This window comes from Klebsiella sp. 10 (assembly GCF_018223925.1).
In the GTDB taxonomy this organism is placed as follows: domain Bacteria; phylum Pseudomonadota; class Gammaproteobacteria; order Enterobacterales; family Enterobacteriaceae; genus Klebsiella; species Klebsiella pneumoniae.
The window spans coordinates 292,531-313,242 of the sequence record NZ_JAGRRB010000001.1; the positions used below are offsets into that span (position 1 = coordinate 292,531).

Consider the following 20,712-nt stretch of genomic DNA (forward strand, 5'->3'; position numbering starts at 1 on the left):
CGCGCCGCCGCCGCATTTCGTGACGTTGTCAGCGTGGTAACGACAGGATATAACGGAGGGAGCGGCAGCGCCCCGACGCCGGTGAGCGACGGGGAAAAACGCGACGCATGACCGATTATTCAGCATTACGCTATGCAGGAAAGGAGTAATACATGGCCGTATCGCCGTCACTGATCGCCGAAGCCGTTGGCTGGCGACGTGAATTTCACGCCGCGCCTGAGCTCGGATATCAGGAGCAGGAGACCTCGCGCCGCGTTGCGGAGCTGCTGGCCTCGTTTGGGCTGCAGGTGCACCGCGGGCTGGCTGGCACCGGCGTCGTGGCGACGCTGGAGAACGGCCCCGGACCGGTTATCGGCCTGCGCGCCGATATGGACGCCCTGCCGATCACCGAGCTGGGGAGCGTCAGCTACCGTTCACGCCGTCCCGGGGTGATGCACGCCTGCGGCCACGATGGCCATACCGCGATGCTGCTGGCGGCCGCCGCCCATCTGGCGCAGACCCGCCATTTCAGCGGCACCGTCCACTTTGTCTTTCAGCCGGCGGAAGAGAACCTCGGCGGCGCGCGCAAAATGGTGGAGGAGGGGTTGTTTGAGCGCTTCCCGATGGACGCCATCTACGCGCTGCATAACTGGCCGGGGATCCCTCTTGGCGAAGTGGCGCTCAGCGATGGCGCAATGATGGCCTCACTGGACGCCTTCGAGATAACCCTGCGCGGAAAGAGCTGTCATGCGGCGATGCCGGAGAGCGGGGCCGATCCGATCGTCGCGGCGGCGCAGCTGATAATGGCGCTGCAGACCATTCCTTCCCGCCGCTTGTCGCCGCAGGATTCCGCAGTGGTCAGCATCACCCAGATAAACGGCGGCGAGGCGATCAACGTCCTGCCGGACACCGTGGTGCTGCGCGGTACCTTCCGCTGCCTGAGCAATCGCGTTCGCGCCCGCGTGCGGGAGCTTATCGAAAGCTATGTGGCGACCCAGCCGCAGGTGTCCGATGTGCAGGGCGAGATTAGCTGGTTCCCGGGTTATCCGGTGACCAAAAACCATGCGCTGCAGGCGCAGCAGGTGCGCGAGGTGGCCGTCGCCACTCTCGGCGCGCAAGCGGTGCGCTGGAATCAGGCGCCGTCGATGGCCTCCGAAGATTTTGCCTGCATGCTGGAGGCCTGTCCGGGGGCCTATTTCTGGATAGGCACCGACGGCGAAACCCCGTCGAAGCCGCTGCATAACGCCAGCTATGACTTTAACGATGCGCTGATCGGCCCCGGCGTCGCCATGTGGGTGGGGCTGGTGGAGAAACAGCTGCCGGCGGCGTAACCCACCGGCAGCGGCAGAGGGAGCGCGCTGCGCTCCCTGAGGTCAGACGTCGGCAGCGGCTTTCAGTCGCGCTTTCATGTCGCTGTAGGCCGTCCAGGCATAGCGCTCCGCCCATTGCTGGTCGGCAATCGCTTCCACTTTCACCGCACAGTATTTGGTTTCCGGCGTTTTGGAGATCGGATCGAGGTTATCCTGGGTCAGCTCATTGCAGGCGCCCACCCACCACTGATAGGTCATATAGACCGCCCCCGGATTGATGCGATCGCTGAGGTCGGCGCGGGAGATCACCTTCCCGCGCCGGGAGCTGACCCACACCAGCTGTTTGTCGGCGATCCCCAGTCGTTGCGCATCCGCGGGATTCATCTGCACCCGTCCCGGCTCGTCGGCCAGCGACTGCAGCGCGGCGCAGTTGCCGGTCATCGAGCGGCAGGAATAATGCCCGACTTCCCGCACGGTGCAGAGCACCAGCGGCCACTCGTCATCCGGGCGCTCCGCCGGCGCGCGCCAGGCGGTGGCGAACAGCTGCCCTTTACCCGAGGGGGTGTCGAAGCGGTTGTCTTTATACAGCCACGGCGTGCCGGGATGATCGAGGGTTGGGCACGGCCACTGGACATGGCCCATATCGCCCATTTTCTCCCAGGTCACGCCGTAGAACAGCGGGCAGAGCTCGCGCATCTCGTCCCAGATCTGCTGGTTGTTCTCATAGTGCATCGGATAGCCCAATTCGCTGGCCAGCAGGCTAATGATCTCCCAGTCGCGCTTCACATTTCCCGCCGGAGGGATCGCCTGTTCAAACCGCTGGAACCCGCGGTCGGCGCAGGTGAAGACGCCGCCGTGCTCGCCCCAGGAGGTGGCCGGCAGCAGGACATCGGCCATTTCCGCTGTTTTGGTCATGAAGATGTCCTGCACGACCACGAAGTCCAGCGCCTCGATGCCTTTGCGCACCAGGCCGAGGTCGGCTTCGGTCTGCAGCGGATCTTCGCCCATAATATAATAGGCTTTGATCTCGCCGGTCAGCGCTTTATGCGGCACCTCGGTGATGCGGGTGCCGACCTGGTCGTCCATCAGCGCCGGGTCGATGCCCCAGGCGGCGGCGAATTTCGCCCGCACGGCGGGGTCGGTGACCTCCTGATAGCCGGGAAACAGGTTCGGCAGCACGCCCATATCGCAGGCGCCCTGTACGTTGTTTTGCCCGCGGACCGGCCCCACGCCGACGTTGGGCCGTCCCAGGTTGCCGGTGAGCAGCGCCAGGCTTGCCAGGCCGCGCACCACGTCCACCGCCTGGCCAAACTGGGTGACCCCCATGCCCCACATAATTGTGGCGGATGGGGCGGCGGCGAACATGCGCATCGCCTCCCGGATTTCCCGCGCGCTGACCCCGACAATCCCTTCCACCGCTTCCGGGGCGTAATCCTTCACCGCCTCGCGGTAAGCATCCAGCCCTTCGGTATAGCGTTCGACATAGGTTTTGTTGTACAGCTCCTCCTCCAGCAGCACATAGCCGAAGGCATTTACCAGCGCCATGTTGCTGCCGTTGTTGAGCTGCAGATGACGATCGGCAATGCGCGCGGTTTCAATGCGCCGCGGATCGCAGACGATGATTTTGGCGCCGTTGTCCCGGGCCTTGATTACCCGGCGGGCGACGATGGGATGGGAGTCGGCGCAGTTGTAGCCAAAGACCAGCAGGCACTTCGAGTTTTCGATGTCGCTAATCGAGTTGCTCATCGCCCCGTTGCCCAGCGCCTGCTGTAGCCCGGCGACGGAGGGGCCGTGGCAGACGCGGGCGCAGCAGTCGACGTTATTGGTGTTCAGCACCGCGCGGGCGAACTTTTGCATCACATAGTTGGTTTCGTTGCCGGTGCCGCGCGAGGAGCCGGTGGTCATGATGGCGCGCGGGCCATGCTTCTCTTTGATCTCCCTGAGCTTGCTGGCGGTATAGCGAATCGCCTCCTGCCAGCTGACCGGCGTGAAGGCGCCGCCTTTCTGGTAGCGGATCATCGGTTGTTTAAGACGGGGCGTCAGGAGCTGCGTATCGTTAAGAAAATCCCAGCCGTAGTAGCCTTTCAGGCACAGCTGGTTCTGGTTGGTGACGCCGTCGGCGGCCTCCGCGCGAATGATTTTATTGTTGTCGACAACCAGTTTAAGTTTGCAACCCGCCCCGCAGTAGGGGCACACGCTCGTGATTTTTTTCATCAGTAACAGACCTGTTAACAGTGAACTGAGGATCGCTGTCGCGCCGGGCCCGACGGGCAACGATCGCGGTATCGCCTGGTGGTGATGCAGACGCAGGCCTGTTGCGCTATGCAGGTCTTGTGCCAGAATTTAAGCTATTGATCTGTATTGAAAAATGAAAAGAGATTGATGACGGGAGCATGACCTCGTCACTAATGACGATGACGCAGAGCGCCGACGTCAGACGCTCTGCGGGGTAACACGCGGCTAGGCGAGAGGGCGGCAGCGGTCGAAGTGCGATTCGCTCAGGCCGACGTCGCGCGCGGCGGCGCAGATTGCCTGCCAGCTGCCGGCATCCAGCGGGATCCCCTGCGCCAGCCGCGCTTCGCGGTTGGCGGCCTCCCATTCGCCGGGCGCCAGCACCGGGGCATCGGCATCGTGCGGCGACTGCTTACACCATGCGATAAAGGCCTCCGTCTGTGCCTGGCTGTCCGGGGCATCGAACGCATCCGGGCGCAGGATCACCGTGGTCATGCAGTTAAAGATGGCGTCGACGCTGGTCTGCAGGCTCTCCTGATGGGTGGTTTGCCCGCCGGAGAGCGCGCCGCCGAGCACTTCGCACAGCGTCGCCAGGGCATAGCCTTTGTGCTGGGCGAAGGTGAGCAGGGCGCCCAGCGGCGAGGTCTGCATCACCGCCGGGTCGGTAGTGGGTCGACCCTCGGCGTCAATCAGGCAGCCGGGGGCCACGGCTTCGCCTTTATGCCAGGCGACGCGGGTTTTACCAAAGGCGATGGCGCTGGTGGCGTAGTCCAGCAGCAGCGGCGGATGGCCCGCGCGGGGAAACACCACGCACAGCGGGTTGGTGCCGAAGCGGCTGTCCTTCCCGCGGAACGGGGCGACCATCGGGTCGCCGATGACGCTGACGAAGTGAATGGAGATCAGCCCGGCGGCGGCGCACTGTTCGGCCCAGTAGCCGATGCGTCCGACGTGATGCGCATTGCGCAGGGCGATAGCCGCCATACCGTGCTGCTTCGCCTTTTCAATGCCTAACTGCATCGCTTCGTGGGCGACCACCTGGCCGAAGCCGGCGTTGCCGTCGAGGGTGACCACGGCGCCAGCGTCTTTGGTCACCGTGGCGTGGCGGTTGAGCTGCAGAAAACCACCGGCGTGGGATTTGACGTAGCTGGGGATCATCCCGACGCCGTGGGAGTCATGCCCGGCAAGATTGGCGGCGATCAGATGGTCCGCGACGAGGGTGGCTTCCCCTGGGGTACTGCCGAGATGGGTAAACAGTGAGACGACAAACTGATGCAGATCCGTCGCCAGAAAGCGGTGTCCTGTAGGCACTGATTCTCTCCTGTAGTCTGTTGTTATTTTGTTATGTTTGCCGTTTTATGCTGCGCCGCCCGGCGCAGAAGGTCAAGGGCGGCGTCTCCCGGCGACATGCCGCTGCGCCAGCGCCTGCGCATACGACAGACGATAAAAAACCGGGCCGGGATCGCGTTTTAATTAACGCCATAAACACCACATTTTTAAATTCTGCCAGTGTCACAAAAGCCAGAAAAAAGCCATCCCCGTCGTTGCAAGGGGAGCTGATACCACTATATGTTAAATTTGTGTTTATTAATTGATGATTAAAGGTTGGTATCATGTATAAGAAAATAAGTGGTTTAGTGGTTTCACTGACGGCCGTTTTCGCCTGTGCCGCCTGGGCGGAGGTGCCTGCGGGCTATCCCGCGGATTATCAAAAAACGGTTGATGCCGCCGTAAAAGAGGGCAAGGTGGTGATCTATTCCACGACCGATACCAAAGCGGCCGGGCCGTTAATTAAGGGATTTGAAGCGCAATATCCGGGCGTCAAAGTCGAATATAACGACATGAACAGTACCGAGCTGTATAACCGCTATATCAGCGAACAGGCCGCCGGGGGCGGCAGCGGGGATGTGGTGTGGAGCTCATCGATGGATACCGCGCTGAAATTAGCCACCGAATACGCCGAACAATATGCCTCGCCGGAGGTGAAGCAATTACCCGACTGGGCGGTCTGGCAGCAAAAAGCCTATGGCACTACCTATGAGCCGGTGGTGTTTATCTATAACAAACGGCTGATCCCGCAGAATGAGGTTCCGGATTCGCATACCGCGCTGGCAAAACTGATCGCCAGCCAGGCCGATAAATTTATAGGCAAAGTCACCACCTACGATATCGAAAAATCGGGCCTCGGCTTTATGCTGGCGGTACAGGACAGCCAGGCCGACGCGAACTATTTTGCCGACCTGGCGAATATCGCCAAAGGCGGCCTGACGGTGCAGTCTTCCACCGGCACAATGATGGAGCGCGTCTCCTCCGGCGAAAACCTGATCGGCTATAACATTCTTGGCTCTTATGCCGAAGCGCGGGCGAAAAACGATCCCTCTTTAGGTATTGCCTATCCGAAAGATTACGTGCTGGTGCTCTCCCGCGTCTCGTTTATTAGCCAGGAGAGCGAACATCCCAATGCGGCAAAATTGTGGCTGGATTATGTCTTGTCGGAAAAAGGCCAGCAGATCCTCGCCAGCCAGGCGGATATTCCCTCAATTCGTCGCGATATTGAAGGTAAAAATGATATCGACGGCATGACCGCGCTGTTGGGCAAAGCGTTAAAACCGATCCCGGTCAACGAAACGCTGCTCGATTATTTACAGCCGCAAAAACGTCTGCAGTTTATTAAACAATGGCGCAGCGCCGCCGCGAAATAATCCTCCCCTGGGGCATCGCCGATGCCCCTATTCACACCCGGCGGGTTTATTCACCTGACCGAAGGGATGAACCATGAATGTATTACGCAGAAAGTGGCAGGGGCTGCCGCGCGGCGTGGTGGTGTGCATCACGGCGCTGGTGATTTATGTCCCGCTGTTATTTATTGTGGTGCAGAGTTTTCTCTCCGCGCCATTCTTTTCCCGCTCCAAATCGTGGAGTCTGGAAGCGTTCGCCTTTATTTTTACCGACCCGGATTTTTATCTGGCATTAAAGTCAGGTTTTATTCTGGCCTTTGGCCTAGTGATTATTGCCATTCCGCTGGGTGGTATTTTGGCGTTTCTGATGGTGCGCACCGATTTACCCGGCCGGCGGATCATTGAGCCGCTGATCCTGGTGCCGATCTTCGTCTCGCCGATGGTGCTGGGCTTTGGCTACGTGGTGGCCGCCGGGCCGGTAGGCTTCTTTTCCCAGTGGGCGCAGCAGCTGATCGGCTTTGTGCCGTGGAATATCTACTCGATGTTCAGCATTGTGGTCATCGCCGGCTTAACCCACGTTCCGCACGCCTATCTTTATATCTCTTCGGCGCTGCGCAGCGTCGGTTCCGACGTGGAAGAGGCGGCGCGCACCGTCGGCGCTACCCCGCTGCAGGTGATGACCTCGGTGAGTCTGCCGATGGTGCGGCCATCCATTCTTTACGCCTGCGTGTTGCTCTTTTTCCTCGGTCTGGAAGTCTTCGGTCTGATGCTGGTGCTGGGCGACCCCGAGGGCAACATGGTGCTGGCGACCTATCTCTACAAGCTGACTAACAAGCTCGGCACCCCCTCCTACCATCTGATGGCGGCGGTGGCGGTGGTGCTGATCTGCATCACCATCCCGCTGGTGATGCTCCAGCGAAGGCTGATGCGCACCGCCAACCGCTTTGTCACCATGAAGGGCAAGGCGTCCCAGGCGCGGGCGCTGCCGCTGGGCAAATGGCGCTGGGTGGCCGGGGCGGTGGTGGTGGCCTGGCTGACGGTGACCATCGGCGTACCGCTGCTCGGCGTGGCGCTGCGCGCTTTTATCTCCAACTGGGGCGTCGGCGTGTCGCTGTGGGATGAGCTGTCGCTGGCGACGTTCCACAATATCTGGCAGCAGCCCAACCTGCTGCGGGCGATCGTCAACTCCATGGCTATCGGCATCATCGGCGGCGCGCTGGCGGTGATCTGCTATCTGTTTGTCGGCATCGCTATGCACCGCAAAGCGGATAACGTCACCCGCTTTCTCGACTACAGCGTGCTGGTCCCGCGCGCGGTACCGGGGCTGCTGGCCGGCCTGGCCTTCCTGTGGGTATTCCTGTTTGTGCCGATGTGGCTCGATCAGTCGCTGAAGCACGGCTGGCTCTCGGCGCTGCCGGTGGCCGACTGGCTGCGGGAGCACCTTATCGTGCAGCTGCGCGCCCTGCGCAACACCATCTTCAGCGTCTGGCTGGCCTACACCGTGGTGTGGATGGCCTACGGCCTGCGGCTCATCTCCTCGACGCTGCTGCAGGTGGGCCCGGAGCTGGAGGAGGCGGCGCGTAGCACCGGCGCCTCGCGGGGGCAGATCACCCGCCACGTGACCGTTCCGCTGTCGCGCTATGGGCTGATTGGCTCCTGGCTGCTGATGTTCCTGATCTTTGAGCGCGAGTATTCCACCGGCGTCTATCTGCTGTCGCCGGGTACCGAAACCATCGGCTCGATGCTGGTGTCGCTGTGGGCGGCGGGGGCCATCGATATCGTCGCGGCGCTCTCCTTTATCAATATTCTGCTGGTGGTGATTGGCCTGGGTATCGCCCTGCGCTTTGGAGTGAAATTACATGATTGAGTTATCGGTAGAAAATCTGCGTCTCACCTATGGCGACAACCCGGTGTTGAAGGGGGTGTCCATGACGCTTGGCCGGGGAGAGGTGGTGTCGCTGCTGGGGCCTTCGGGAAGTGGGAAAACCACGCTGCTGCGGGCGGTGGCCGGGCTGGAAAAACCGACGAGCGGACGGATCGCCATCGGCAACCGCACGGTGTACGACGGCACGCCGCGCAGCGAGATCCCGGCCGAAGAGCGTAACCTCGGCCTGGTGTTCCAGTCCTATGCCCTGTGGCCGCACAAAACGGTGTTCGACAATGTGGCCTATCCGCTGAAGCTGCGTAAAGTGGCCGCCGGGGAGATAAAAGAGCGGGTGCAGCGTGTGCTGGATCAGCTGGGGCTGGGGCACCTTGGCAACCGCCATCCGCACCAGCTCTCCGGTGGCCAGCAGCAGCGGGTGGCCATCGGTCGGGCGCTGGTTTACAACCCGCCGGTGATCCTGCTGGATGAACCGCTCTCCAACCTTGACGCCAAGCTGCGCGAAGAGGCGCGGGTGTTTCTGCGCGAGCTGATCATTAAGCTGGGCCTGTCGGCGCTGATGGTCACCCACGATCAGAATGAAGCAATGGCCATCTCCGATCGTATTCTGCTGCTGAACAATGGCGTCATTGAGCAGCAGGGGACGCCGCAGGAGATGTACGGCAGCCCGGCGACGCTGTTCGCCGCTGAGTTTATGGGCAGCAATAACCGCCTGCACGGCAAAGTGATGGCGCTGGAGAACGGCAGGGCGCGGATCGAAGGCGCCAGCTGGAGCCTGTGGGGGCGAGCGGGCGAGGGGGTTAGCGTTGGCGAGCCGGCGACGGCGGTGATCCGCGTCGAGCGCCTGCGACTTGACGGCGCCGCGCAGGATAATAGCCTCCAGCTACCGCTGCTGACCAGCATGTACCTCGGCGACCGCTGGGAGTACCTGTTCCGTACCGAAGGCGACGACTTTCCGCTGCGCGCCTACGGAACGGCGCTGCGCGATGCCGAACACTGCCATCTGACGCTCCCGGCGGAGGATGTGTGGATTTTTCCGCAGCGGTAGCCGCCCGTTACCCCGCCAGATGGCACACGGCTTCAATATTGTGCCCGTCTGGCGCAATCACAAACGCGGCGTAGTAACTGGCGTGGTAGTTTGGCCGTAGCCCCGGCGCACCGTTGTCCTTTCCTCCGGCGGCCAGCGCCGCCTGCCAGAAGGCATCGACCTGCTCGCGGCTGTCGGCGCGAAAGGCAATGTGCAGCGGCGCCGGTTTTTCCGCACTTTGATAGAGGCATAGAGAAGCATCGCCGCTGCCGGCCAGCTCTGCGCCGTAGCTCGGTTCGCCTTCGCCGACCAGCGTTACGCCAAGCGGGGCCAGGGCCTGCAAAAAGAACGCTTTGCTGGCGGCATAGTCGCTAACGCCGAATTTCACATGATCGAACATATCTTCTCTTCTCCTGTGGATGGTACATCACCAGCTGAAGGCGCTAGCCGGACAATAGATACAAGATAGTTAACAACGGTTATTAACTTTTTTAACAGCTCAAAATGTTTAATTATTCCTAATACGAGTATTTACAGACGTTTAATCTGCCATGTACCATAAACAAAAAATAACATTTGTGATACAAGTCACTCTTTTTTGGCGCATGGGTAAGCTCAGCGCGGTGTGAATGCCGCTGGTTTACCGCCTCAAGGTTATGGCAGCACTCTTCTCACGATGACAGACCGGTGAATTTCTCTCCGATTTTCCGCGTTTCGTTGAGAATCGTCTACTATCCAAACGATAACCCTATAAATGATATCGCCTCTGGCGATGTTTTATCCGACTTGCCGGGCCGGGCCAGACGCTAAGCGGTTTAAAAGCGCAATGGTATCGGTTCCAGCGCGACATTCACTGGTTTTGTCAGCGACAAAAACAGTAATTTTCAATGACAGGAATGTGATGATGTCGAGCGAGAAAACCAACAATTCCAGGCGTGATTTCCTGGTGAAATCGATGGCGCTGATCCCGACGGTGGTGATCGGCGGCGCGGGAGCAGGGGCTATTGGCGTGGCCACCAGCGCGACCGCGCAGGCGGCCCCCGCTTCAGAGCCAGCCTCCGGGAACACCGCGGCGGCCAGCGACTGGAAGCCGCAGTTCTTCAACGATCGTGAGTGGGCGTTTATCAACGCCGCCGTCGCTCGCTTAATCCCGGCGGATGAACTCGGTCCCGGCGCCAAAGAGGCCGGCGTCCCGGAGTTTATCGACCGCCAGCTCAATACCCCTTACGCCACCGGCTCCATCTGGTATATGCAGGGGCCCTTCAATCCCGACGTGCCGAAAGAGATGGGTTATCAGCTGCCGCTGGTGCCCAAACAGATCTATAACCTCGGGATCGCCGACGCCGAGGCGTGGTGTCAGGACAAATATCATAAAACCTTCGCTGAACTGAGCAGCGAGCAGCAGGACGAGGCGCTCGGCCTGTGGGAATCGGGTAAAGCCGAGTTCAAACAGCTGCCGGCCTCGCTGTTCTTCACCTATCTGCTGCAAAACACCCGCGAAGGGTTCTTCAGCGACCCGATCCATGGCGGCAATAAAGGCATGGTCGGCTGGACGCTGATTAATTTTCCCGGCGCGCGCGCCGACTTTATGGACTGGGTTGAACGGGGCGAACGCTACCCCTTCCCGCCGGTATCAATTAATGGGGAGAGGGCGTAATCATGGCCACCGTATTGAAAAAAACCGATGTCGCGATCGTCGGCTTCGGCTGGGTTGGGGCGATCATGGCCAAAGAGCTGACCGAAGCGGGGCTCAACGTCGTCGCGCTGGAGCGCGGCCCGATGCGCGACACCTGGCCGGACGGCGCCTATCCGCAGGTGATTGATGAGCTGACCTACAACATCCGCCGCAAGCTGTTCCAGGATCTGTCGAAAAGCACCGTCACCATCCGGCATAACACCAGCCAACAGGCGGTGCCCTATCGCCAGCTGGCGGCCTTCCTGCCGGGTACCGGCGTGGGCGGCGCCGGGCTGCACTGGTCCGGCGTCCATTTCCGCGTCGATCCCATTGAGCTGCGGATGCGCAGCCACTATGAAGAACGCTACGGCAAAAACTTCATCCCCCAGGATATGATCATCCAGGATTTCGGCGTCACCTACGACGAGCTGGAACCGTTCTTCGATAAAGCGGAAAAAGTATTCGGTACCTCCGGGACCGCCTGGTCGATCAAAGGCAAGGTCGTCGGCAAAGGCCGCGGCGGCAACGCCTTCGCCCCGGACCGCTCGGACGACTTCCCGCTGCCGGCGCAGAAAAACACCTGGTCGGCGCAGCTGTTTGAAAAAGCGGCGCTGGAAGTGGGGTATCACCCCTATAACCTGCCGTCGGCCAACACCTCCGACTCCTATACCAACCCCTACGGCGCGCAGATGGGCCCGTGCAACTTCTGCGGTTTCTGCAGCGGCTACGCCTGCTACATGTACTCTAAAGCCTCGCCGAACGTGAACATTCTGCCGGCGCTGCGCCAGGAAAAACGCTTTGAGCTGCGGACTAACGCCAACGTGCTGAAGGTCAACCTGACCGACGACAAATCCCGCGCCACCGGCGTGACCTACGTCGACGGCCAGGGGCGCGAAATGGAACAGCCGGCGGACCTGGTGATTGTCGGCGCCTTCCAGTTCCACAACGTGCACCTGATGCTGCTCTCCGGGATCGGCAAACCGTACAATCCGGAGACCGGCGAAGGGGTGGTGGGGCGTAACTTCGCCTACCAGAACATGACCACCATCAAGGCCATTTTCGACAAAGACACCTATACCAACCCGTTTATCGGCGCGGGCGGCAACGGCGTCGGGGTCGACGACTTCAACGCCGACAACTTCGACCACGGCGCGGCGGGCTTTGTCGGCGGTTCGCCATTCTGGGTCAACCAGGCCGGGACCAAGCCCATCTCCGGTTTCCCGGTACCGCCGGGCACCCCGGCGTGGGGCAGCAAGTGGAAAGCGGCGGTGGCCGACACCTACACCCATCACCTGTCGATGGATGCCCACGGCGCGCACCAGTCCTATCGGCAGAACTACCTCGATCTTGATCCGAACTACAAAAACGTCTTTGGCCAGCCGCTGCTGCGCATGACCTTCGACTGGCAGGAAAACGACATCAAGATGGCGCAGTTTATGTTCGATAAGATGGCGCCGATCGCCAAAGCGATGAAGCCGAAATATATCCTCGGCAGCCCAAAAAACGCCAACAGCCACTTTGATACCACCACCTACCAGACCACCCATATGAACGGTGGGGCGGTGATGGGGGAAGATCCGAAAACCAGCGCCGTTAACCGTTATCTGCAAAGCTGGGACGTGCATAACGTCTTCGTCATCGGCGCCTCCGCGTTCCCGCAGGGGCTGGGCTACAACCCAACCGGCACGGTGGCCGCGCTGGCCTACTGGTCAGCGAAGGCGATCCGTGAGCAGTATCTGAAAAATCCGGGTCCCCTGGTGCAGGCATAAAGGAAGGCAGATGATGAAAATGCAATGGTTATCGGCCCTGGTGCTTGGGGCATTGAGCTGCGCGGCTTTTGCCGAAGAGGCGCCTGCGGACAGCAATCTGATTAAGCAGGGGGAGTATCTGGCGCGGGCGGGGGACTGTGTCGCCTGCCACACCAACGGCAAAGCGGGGAAACCTTTCGCCGGCGGTTTGCCGATGGAGACGCCGATCGGCACCATCTACTCCACCAATATCACGCCGGATAAAGAACACGGCATTGGCGGGTACACCTTCGAAGAGTTCGACGACGCGGTGCGCAAGGGCGTGCGGAAAGACGGTTCCACGCTCTATCCGGCGATGCCGTATCCCTCGTTCGCGCGGATCAGCGAAGCGGACATGCGCGCCATGTACGCCTACTTTATGCACGGCGTGGAGCCGGTGAATGTCGCCAACAAGGACACCGACATCCCATGGCCGCTGTCGATGCGCTGGCCGCTGGCGTTCTGGCGCGGCATCTTCGCCCCGACGCCGAGCGACTTTGTCGCCAACCCGCAGGTTGACCCGGTGCTGGAGCGCGGCCGCTATCTGGTGGAAGGCCTGGGCCACTGCGGCGCCTGTCATACCCCGCGTAGCCTGACGATGCAGGAAAAAGCGCTCAGCGAAAGCGAAGGCGATGATTACCTGGCGGGCAGCAATGCGCCGATTGACGGCTGGGTCGCCTCCAGCCTGCGCGGCGAAAACCGCGACGGTCTGGGGACCTGGAGCGAAGCCGAGCTGGCCGAGTTCCTCAAAACCGGACGCAACGATAAATCGGTGGTCTTCGGCGGCATGAGCGATGTGGTGGAGCATAGTCTGCAGTATCTCTCTGATGACGACATCACCGCCATCGCCCGCTACCTGAAGTCGCTCCCGCCGCGCGGCGGCAAACAGACCCCAGCCCCGGTGGAAGACAGCGTGGCGAAAGATCTGTGGAAGGGTAACGACAGCATAACCGGCGCCGCGCTGTACGTCGATAACTGCGCCGCCTGCCACCGTACCGACGGCGCGGGCTATAAACGCGCCTTCCCGTCGCTGAAGGGCAACCCGGTGGTCCAGACGGAAGATGCCACTTCGCTTATCCACATCGTTCTGACCGGGAGCACCACGCCGGCGGTGAAAGATGCGGTCTCCAACCTGACCATGCCGTCGTTCGGCTGGCGCCTGGACGACCAGCAGGTGGCGGATGTGGTCAATTTCATCCGCACCAGCTGGGGCAACAACGCGCCGGCGGTCAGCGCCAGCGATGTGGCGAAGGTGCGTAAGGAGACCGCGGCGCACGATGAGAAGGCGTTAGGCAACGCCGATATCTCGAAGCTGCCGGGGGCCGGACAGTAACCGTCAGGGTTGCGTCGCCCGCGCGACGCAACCCATACTTAGCGACGACGTAAAATACTGTCTGAATCAAGGAGTTTGCCTTCATGCTGCATGCAGAGCGACTGACCTGCATCGTTGACGATCGACCGCTGTTTGCGGCGCTGACGCTGTCCCTCGCTGCCGGCGAGCTGCTGCAGGTCGCCGGTGATAACGGCGCGGGGAAAACCTCGCTGCTGCGGATCCTCTGCGGCCTGGCGCGCCCGGAAAGCGGGGTGGTGAGCTGGCAGGGCCAGCCGCTGGCGAAGGTCCGGGAGTCATTTCACCGTCAGCTGCTGTGGCTGGGCCATAAACCCGGCGTTAACGCGGCGCTGACCGCCGATGAAAACCTGCGTTTCTTCTTTCCGGCCAGCCGCCTTCAGCAGCGGGAAAGCGCCCTCGCCGCCGTCGGCCTGGCGGGCTATGAAGACCTCCCCTTGAGCCAGCTCTCCGCCGGGCAGCAGCGTCGGGTGGCGCTCACCCGCCTGTGGTTAACCGACGCGCCGCTGTGGATCCTCGATGAGCCGTTCACCGCCCTCGACGCCACGGCGATGGAAACCCTGACCCGTCGCCTGGAGCAGCACGCCCGGCAGGGGGGATGCGCCATCCTCACCACCCACCAGCCGCTGCGGCCGTTGGGCTGTCCGTTGCGCACCCTGCGCCTCGGCGGCGAGGCTGGAGGCGGGCAATGATGCGTGCGCTGTTGGCCCGGGAACTGCGCCTGGCGTGGCGCAGCGGGGCGGAGATCCTCAATCCGCTCTGGTTCTTTCTGATCGTCATCACCCTGTTTCCGTTCGGCGTAGGCGCCGCGCCGCAGCTGCTGGCGCAGATTGCGCCGGGCGTGGTGTGGGTCGCCGCGCTGCTGGCGGCGCTGCTGGTGATGGATCGGTTGTTTCGCGACGACTGGCAGGACGGTTCCCTGGAGCAACTGATGCTCCTGCCGACGCCGCTGGTGGCGGTGGTGCTGGTGAAGGTGGTTGCCCACTGGATGATGAGCGGCCTGCCGCTGCTGATCGTCTCGCCGCTGGCGGCGCTGCTGCTGGGGATGAGTCTGCATGACGCCGGTGTGCTGGCGCTGACCTTGATGCTCGGCACCCCGACGCTCAGTTTTCTCGGCGCGGTGGGGGTTGGCCTGACGGTCGGCCTGAAGCGCGGCGGCGTCCTGCTGAGCCTGCTGGTGCTGCCGCTGGCGGTGCCGCTGCTGATTTTCGCCACCGCGGCCTGCCAGGCGGCCGCCGCCGAGCTCCCGGTCGGCGGCTATCTGGCGATGCTGGCGGCGTTCTTAACCGCCAGCGCCACCCTGTGTCCGTTCGCCACCGCCGCTGCGCTGCGGCTGACCGTGCGATAACTCGCTGCGCCTGCGGGCGCGGCCATCATAACCGTGTGAGTAAGCGTCTATGTGGAAAGCGTTACATCAACTGGCGATCCCCGAGCGGCTGTACCGCCTGTGCGGATGCTGGATCCCCTGGCTGGCGGCGTTGAGCGCGCTGTTGCTGGTCATCGGCCTGGGGTGGGGCTTTGGCTTCGCCCCCGCGGACTATCAGCAGGGGGAAAGCTACCGGATCATGTACCTTCACGTCCCGGCGGCGATGTGGTCGATGGGGCTGTACCTGGCGATGGCCGTCGCGGCCTTCGTCGGAGTGGTCTGGCAGATCAAAATGGCCGATCTGGCGATCGCCGCCCTGGCGCCGGTGGGGGCGGTCTGCACCCTGGTGGCGCTGGTCAGCGGCGCGGCATGGGGCAAGCCGATGTGGGGGACCTGGTGGATCTGGGACGCCCGCCTGACCTCAGAGCTGGTGCTGCTGTTTCTGTATGCCGGGGTCATCGCCCTGTGGCACGCCTTTGACGACCGGCGGCTGGCCGGGCGCGCGGCCGGGATCCTCGTCCTGGTCGGGGTGGTCAATCTGCCCATCATTCATTACTCGGTCTACTGGTGGAACACCCTGCACCAGGGCTCGACCAACCTGCAGCAAACCATCGACCCAAGCATGCGTCTGCCGCTGCGGATCTGCATCTTTGCCTTCCTCACGCTGTCGGTCACCCTGACCCTGATGCGCCTGCGTAACCTGATCCTGCAGCTGGAGCGCCGTCGACCGTGGGTGGTGGCGCTGGTGAATAAAGGAGCCGCCCGATGAGCCCCGCCTTTTCGTCTTTCGCCGCCTTCCTGAATATGGGCGGCTATGCCGTGTACGTCTGGCTGGCGGTGGCCGTGACCGTCGCCGCCTTTGGCCTGCTGACGGTGCATACCCTGTGGGCGCGGCGGGCGCTGTTCCATGAGGTGCGACGCCAGCAGGCGCGCGAGCGGCGGATCGCTGCCGCCCGCGAACATGACAAGGAGGCCGCGGATGCAAGCGCGTCGTAAAACCCGGCTGTATATCGTGCTGGCGGTGCTCGCCGGCCTCGGGCTAACCGTCAGCCTGACGCTGTACGCCCTGAGCAGCAATATCGATCTGTTCTACACCCCGGGGGAAATTATCTACGGCAAAACGGAAACCCGGGCGCTGCCCCATACCGGTCAGCGGCTGCGGGTGGGGGGCTACGTTCAGCCGGGCTCCCTGCAGCGCGACCCGCAAACCCTCGATGTGCGCTTTAAGCTGTATGACGCCCGCGGGGTGGTGGACGTCAGCTATAAGGGCATTTTGCCGGACCTGTTTCGTGAAGGGCAGGGCGTGGTGGCCCAGGGCGTGCTGGACGGCGAGCGGCATATTACCGCCCAGCAGGTGCTGGCCAAACATGATGAAAATTACACGCCGCCGGAGGTGAAAAACGCCATGACGCCGGAGAAAACGGGGGCGCAGCCATGATGCCGGAGCTGGGCAACTTTTTATTGTGTCTGGCGGCGGGGCTGGCGCTGCTCCTGAGCGTCTATCCCCTGTGGGGCGCGGCGCGGCAGGATCGGCGGCTGATGGCCCTGGCGCGGCCGCTGGCCTGTGGGCTATTCGCCTGTATCGGCGGCGCCTTCCTGCTGCTGGTGCACGCCTTTGTGGTCAATGACTTTACCGTCCGCTACGTGGCGGAAAACTCCAACAGCGCGCTGCCGGTGTGGTATCGGGTAGCGGCGACCTGGGGGGCGCACGAGGGCTCGCTGCTGCTGTGGGTTCTGCTGCTCAGCGTCTGGACCTTCGCCGTCGCCATCTTCAGCCGCCGTATGCCGCTCGACGCCGTCGCCCGGGTGCTGGCGGTGATGGGGATGATCGCCTTTGGGTTCCTGCTGTTTATCCTCTTCACCTCCAATCCGTTCAGCCGCGGCCTGCCGCAGTACCCCATTGATGGCCGCGACCTCAATCCGCTGCTGCAGGATATCGGCATGATTTTCCATCCGCCGATCCTCTATATGGGTTATGTCGGCTTCTCGGTGGCCTTTGCCTTCGCCATCGCCTCGCTGCTGGCGGGCCGGCTGGATACTGCCTGGGCGCGCTGGTCGCGTCCCTGGACCCAGGCGGCATGGATGTTCCTCACTCTCGGCATCGTGCTGGGCTCGGCGTGGGCATACTACGAACTGGGCTGGGGCGGCTGGTGGTTCTGGGACCCGGTGGAAAACGCCTCGTTTATGCCGTGGCTGGTGGGAACCGCGCTGCTGCACTCCCTGGCGGTGACCGAGAAGCGGGGCAGCTTCCGCGCCTGGACGGTGCTGCTGGCCATCGCCGCCTTCTCCCTGTGCCTGCTGGGCACCTTCCTGGTGCGCTCCGGGGTGCTGGTTTCGGTGCATGCCTTCGCCTCGGATCCGTCGCGCGGGCTGTTTATTCTGGTACTGCTGATTGTCGCCATCGGCGGATCGCTGCTGCTGTACGCCCTGAAGGGCGGCAGGGTGCGGGCGCGGGTGGAACATACGCTGTGGTCGCGCGAGTCGTTCCTGCTTGGCAACAATATCTTGCTGATGGCCGCGATGCTGGTGGTGCTCCTCGGAACGCTGCTGCCGCTGGTGCATAAAGAGCTGGGCCTCGGCAGCATCTCCATCGGCGAGCCGTTCTTTAACACCATGTTCACCGCCCTGATGGCGCCGTTTGCGCTGCTGCTGGGGCTGGGACCGCTGATCCGCTGGCGGCGCGATGACGTCGCCAGGCAGATTAAGCGCCTGATTATCGCTCTGCTGGTGACGTTGTCACTTTCTCTGGCGCTGCCGTGGCTGCTGCAGGACCGTATCACCGCCATGGCGGTCATAGGCCTGATGATGGCCCTGTGGGTGCTGATCTTCGCCCTGCTGGAGGTTCACGAACGGGCCACTCATCGCCACGGCTTCTGGCGCGGCCTGCGCACGCTGACCCGCAGCCAGTGGGGGATGGTGCTCGGTCACGTCGGCGTGGCGGTGACCGTTATCGGCATCACCTTCAGCCAGAACTACAGCGTGGAGCGCGATGTACGGATGCGTCCCGGCGACAGCATCGATATCGACCGCTATCACTTTGTGTTTAACGGCGTGCGCAATATCGTCGGCCCCAACTGGACCGGCGGCGAAGGCATTATCGCCGTGACCCGCAACGGCCGCCCGGAAGCGACGCTGTATGCCGAGAAACGCTTTTACACCGCCAGCCGGATGATGATGACCGAGGCGGCGATCAGCGGCGGGCTGACCCGCGATCTGTACGCCGCGCTAGGGGAAGAGCTGAGCGACGGCAGCTGGGCGGTGCGTCTGTACTATAAACCGTTCGTTCGCTGGATCTGGTACGGCGGGGTGCTGATGGCCCTCGGCGGTCTGTGCTGCATGCTCGATCCGCGCTACCGGATGCGTAAGAAGCTGCAGGAGGCCTCATGAACCGGAAGCTACTGTTTATCCCGCTGGTGCTGTTTCTGGCGCTGGCCGCCGCGCTGTTCTGGCAACTGATGCGCAACGCCGAGGGCGATGACCCGACGACCCTCGAGTCGGCGCTGATTGGCAAACCGCTGCCGGAATTTCGCCTTGAAGCGCTGAATACCCCCGGTCAGACGCTGGACCGACGGACGCTGATTGACGGCAAGCCGCTGCTGCTCAACGTCTGGGCCACCTGGTGTCCAACCTGTCGCGCCGAGCATCAGTTTCTCAACGGCCTGGCGCAGCAGGGCGTGCGGGTGGTGGGGATGAACTACAAAGACGATCGCCAGAAGGCGATGAGCTGGCTGCAGCGCCTGGGTAATCCCTACAGGCTGAGCCTCTATGACGGCAACGGCATGCTTGGCCTGGATCTCGGGGTCTATGGCGCGCCGGAGACGTTTCTCATCGACGGTCAGGGCATTATCCGCTGGCGGCACGCCGGCGACCTGAACGAACGGGTGTGGCGCGAGGAGCTCCAGCCGCTGTGGGATCAATACAACCGGAGGGCGGGCTGATGAGAAGTGTAATAATCATCCTGCTGGCGCTGATGCTGACCGGCCAGGCGTGGGCCGCCATCGATACCTGGCAGTTTAAGGATGAGGCCCAGGAGCAGGCCTTCCGCGAGATCACCTCCCAACTGCGCTGCCCTAAATGCCAGAACAACAGCATCGCCGACTCAAACGCGATGATTGCCGCTGATATGCGGCAGAAGGTGTACGAGCTGATGCAGCAGGGGAAAACGAAAGGGCAGATCGTTGACTATATGGTGGCCCGCTACGGTCATTTTGTCAGCTACGAGCCGCCGCTGACCGCGGGCACGGTGCTGCTGTGGCTGGGGCCGGGGCTGTTCGTGCTGGCGGGCGCGGGAGTGATCATCGCCCGCGCGCGCCGTCGCGACATTCCTGACGCGGCGCTCAGCGCCGAAGAGCGCCAGCGGCTGGCGGCATTATTGCAAGAAGGAAAAGAACGATGAGCCTGTTGGTAGTTATCGCCGGGCTGTTGCTGGCTGGCGCGCTGGGGCTGCTGTACTTCCCGTGGTCGGGCAAAGGGGCGGTAGACCGCGATGCCCTCAACCGCGCCCTGTACCAGTCGCGCCTGCAGGAGCTGGCGCAGGAGCGCGGCGAGGACAACCCGGCGCTGGTCGTCGAACTGCAGCGCACGCTGCTGACGGATATTCCGCCCCAGGCACAGCCTGGCGAACGGCCGCTAAGCTGCTGGGCGCTGCTTCCGGGCGCGCTGCTGCTGGTGGTCCTGAGTCTGGGCCTGTATCTGAAAACCAGCGATATTGGTCAGGTGCTGCTCTGGCAGCAGGCTGAACGACATTTTCCTGCGCTGTTGCAGCAGGTTAAGGACCCGACGGCGGCGCCGCTGCGAATGGATGAGCTGGCGGAGCTGCGGCTTGGCCTGCGCAGCCACCTGCAGGATACTCCGAACGACCTCGCCGGCTGGCAGCTGCTTGGGCGGCTGGGCCTGTTGTTAAACGATGGCGAGACGGCGATCGGCGCCTTTGGCCGGGCGCATGCTCTGTCGGGGGACGACCCGGCGGCGGCTTTCGATTACGCCAGCGCGCTGGTACGGGCGGGAGATAGCGGCCAGGTTCGGATGGGCGAGCTGCTGCTGCGCGACCTGCATCAGCGGCAGCCGAACAGCCTGCCGGTGCTGGAGATGCTGGCCCTGAGCGCGGTGCGTAATGAAGATTACCCCGAGGCCGTGGCGGCCCTGCAGGCGTTACTGGCCCGGCTACCGAAAGGGGATGCGCGGCGCGAGGCGATCGTCCGCCAGCTGGCGCAAGCGCAGCAGCAGGCACAATAACTGCCCGGCGGCGCTGAACGTGGGGTCTGCCGCGAGGGCGGTACGGTCAGCCCTGGTTTTGTAGGCCGGGTAAGGCGCAGCCGCCACCCGGCACCCGGCACAAATCGGCTCCGTGCCCGCTGTCCTTGCCCGGCGGCGCTACGCTTGCGCGGGCCTACGAAGGGCGCGAATAGAGCGCCAAATCGCGGGTAGCCTT

19 protein-coding genes are annotated in these 20,712 nt (G+C 62.7%); 16 read left to right on the plus strand and 3 right to left on the minus strand.

What is annotated here, in order from left to right; genetic code table 11:
• The first annotated feature begins 152 nt into the window (after positions 1-152).
• Complete coding sequence (locus KHQ26_RS01475) at positions 153-1,310, plus strand: M20 aminoacylase family protein (RefSeq protein WP_019705845.1); 1,158 nt, start codon at positions 153-155, stop codon at positions 1,308-1,310.
• Between the two features lie 42 nt (positions 1,311-1,352).
• Here the strand turns inward: KHQ26_RS01475 and fdhF are convergent, their stop codons facing one another.
• A complete protein-coding gene (gene fdhF, locus KHQ26_RS01485) occupies positions 1,353-3,503 on the minus strand; it encodes a formate dehydrogenase subunit alpha (RefSeq protein WP_004180308.1) in 2,151 nt (716 codons plus the stop codon).
• Between the two features lie 246 nt (positions 3,504-3,749).
• The gene (locus KHQ26_RS01490; RefSeq protein ID WP_004148647.1) at positions 3,750-4,829 is read right to left on the minus strand and encodes a malate/lactate/ureidoglycolate dehydrogenase; all 1,080 of its coding nucleotides are present in this window, start codon (positions 4,827-4,829) and stop codon (positions 3,750-3,752) included.
• Between the two features lie 302 nt (positions 4,830-5,131).
• Here KHQ26_RS01490 and KHQ26_RS01495 point away from each other — a divergent pair, with 302 nt between their 5' ends.
• From KHQ26_RS01495 to KHQ26_RS01505, 3 genes are all read left to right on the plus strand, one after another.
• Positions 5,132-6,220, plus strand: a complete 1,089-nt coding sequence (locus KHQ26_RS01495; RefSeq protein WP_064164770.1) for an ABC transporter substrate-binding protein — start codon at positions 5,132-5,134, stop codon at positions 6,218-6,220.
• 73 nt (positions 6,221-6,293) lie between these two features.
• A complete protein-coding gene (locus KHQ26_RS01500; RefSeq protein ID WP_029497075.1) occupies positions 6,294-8,063 on the plus strand; it encodes an ABC transporter permease in 1,770 nt (589 codons plus the stop codon).
• Complete coding sequence (locus tag KHQ26_RS01505) at positions 8,056-9,126, plus strand: ABC transporter ATP-binding protein (RefSeq protein WP_020804512.1); 1,071 nt, start codon at positions 8,056-8,058, stop codon at positions 9,124-9,126. Before KHQ26_RS01500 ends, KHQ26_RS01505 begins: the two co-directional genes overlap by 8 nt.
• A gap of 7 nt (positions 9,127-9,133) precedes the next feature.
• On the opposite strand, the gene KHQ26_RS01510 is transcribed toward KHQ26_RS01505, so the two are convergent.
• A complete protein-coding gene (locus KHQ26_RS01510; protein WP_002908289.1) occupies positions 9,134-9,505 on the minus strand; it encodes a VOC family protein in 372 nt (123 codons plus the stop codon).
• Positions 9,506-10,006: 501 nt separating this feature from the next.
• Between KHQ26_RS01510 and KHQ26_RS01515 the strand changes: the two genes are divergently transcribed.
• The 12 genes from KHQ26_RS01515 (at position 10,007) to ccmI (ending at position 20,516) form a co-directional block, all read left to right on the plus strand.
• Positions 10,007-10,762 carry a gluconate 2-dehydrogenase subunit 3 family protein gene (locus KHQ26_RS01515; RefSeq protein WP_004175724.1) on the plus strand — a complete coding sequence of 252 codons (756 nt, stop codon included), beginning with the start codon at positions 10,007-10,009 and terminating at the stop codon, positions 10,760-10,762.
• Between the two features lie 2 nt (positions 10,763-10,764).
• Positions 10,765-12,549 carry a GMC family oxidoreductase gene (locus KHQ26_RS01520; protein ID WP_004189551.1) on the plus strand — a complete coding sequence of 595 codons (1,785 nt, stop codon included), beginning with the start codon at positions 10,765-10,767 and terminating at the stop codon, positions 12,547-12,549.
• A gap of 10 nt (positions 12,550-12,559) precedes the next feature.
• A complete protein-coding gene (locus KHQ26_RS01525) occupies positions 12,560-13,900 on the plus strand; it encodes a c-type cytochrome (RefSeq protein ID WP_020804508.1) in 1,341 nt (446 codons plus the stop codon).
• 83 nt (positions 13,901-13,983) lie between these two features.
• Positions 13,984-14,607 (plus strand): cytochrome c biogenesis heme-transporting ATPase CcmA, encoded by a 624-nt coding sequence (gene ccmA, locus KHQ26_RS01530; RefSeq protein WP_004898745.1) that lies wholly within the window; start codon positions 13,984-13,986, stop codon positions 14,605-14,607.
• Positions 14,604-15,263, plus strand: a complete 660-nt coding sequence (ccmB, locus tag KHQ26_RS01535; protein WP_020804510.1) for a heme exporter protein CcmB — start codon at positions 14,604-14,606, stop codon at positions 15,261-15,263. The genes ccmA and ccmB overlap by 4 nt, the downstream gene beginning before the upstream one ends.
• Before the next feature lie 49 nt (positions 15,264-15,312).
• A complete protein-coding gene (locus KHQ26_RS01540) occupies positions 15,313-16,050 on the plus strand; it encodes a heme ABC transporter permease (protein WP_002908223.1) in 738 nt (245 codons plus the stop codon).
• Positions 16,047-16,277, plus strand: a complete 231-nt coding sequence (ccmD, locus tag KHQ26_RS01545; RefSeq protein ID WP_004143390.1) for a heme exporter protein CcmD — start codon at positions 16,047-16,049, stop codon at positions 16,275-16,277. Before KHQ26_RS01540 ends, ccmD begins: the two co-directional genes overlap by 4 nt.
• Positions 16,261-16,719 (plus strand): cytochrome c maturation protein CcmE, encoded by a 459-nt coding sequence (ccmE, locus tag KHQ26_RS01550; protein ID WP_004143391.1) that lies wholly within the window; start codon positions 16,261-16,263, stop codon positions 16,717-16,719. The genes ccmD and ccmE overlap by 17 nt, the downstream gene beginning before the upstream one ends.
• Positions 16,716-18,668, plus strand: coding sequence for a heme lyase CcmF/NrfE family subunit (locus KHQ26_RS01555; protein ID WP_020804509.1), 1,953 nt, complete (start codon positions 16,716-16,718; stop codon positions 18,666-18,668). Before ccmE ends, KHQ26_RS01555 begins: the two co-directional genes overlap by 4 nt.
• Positions 18,665-19,219, plus strand: a complete 555-nt coding sequence (locus KHQ26_RS01560; protein WP_004189556.1) for a DsbE family thiol:disulfide interchange protein — start codon at positions 18,665-18,667, stop codon at positions 19,217-19,219. The genes KHQ26_RS01555 and KHQ26_RS01560 overlap by 4 nt, the downstream gene beginning before the upstream one ends.
• Positions 19,220-19,230: 11 nt before the next feature.
• Complete coding sequence (locus tag KHQ26_RS01565; protein ID WP_074183001.1) at positions 19,231-19,677, plus strand: cytochrome c-type biogenesis protein; 447 nt, start codon at positions 19,231-19,233, stop codon at positions 19,675-19,677.
• A complete protein-coding gene (ccmI, locus tag KHQ26_RS01570) occupies positions 19,674-20,516 on the plus strand; it encodes a c-type cytochrome biogenesis protein CcmI (protein WP_020804511.1) in 843 nt (280 codons plus the stop codon). Before KHQ26_RS01565 ends, ccmI begins: the two co-directional genes overlap by 4 nt.
• Positions 20,517-20,712 lie beyond the last annotated feature (196 nt).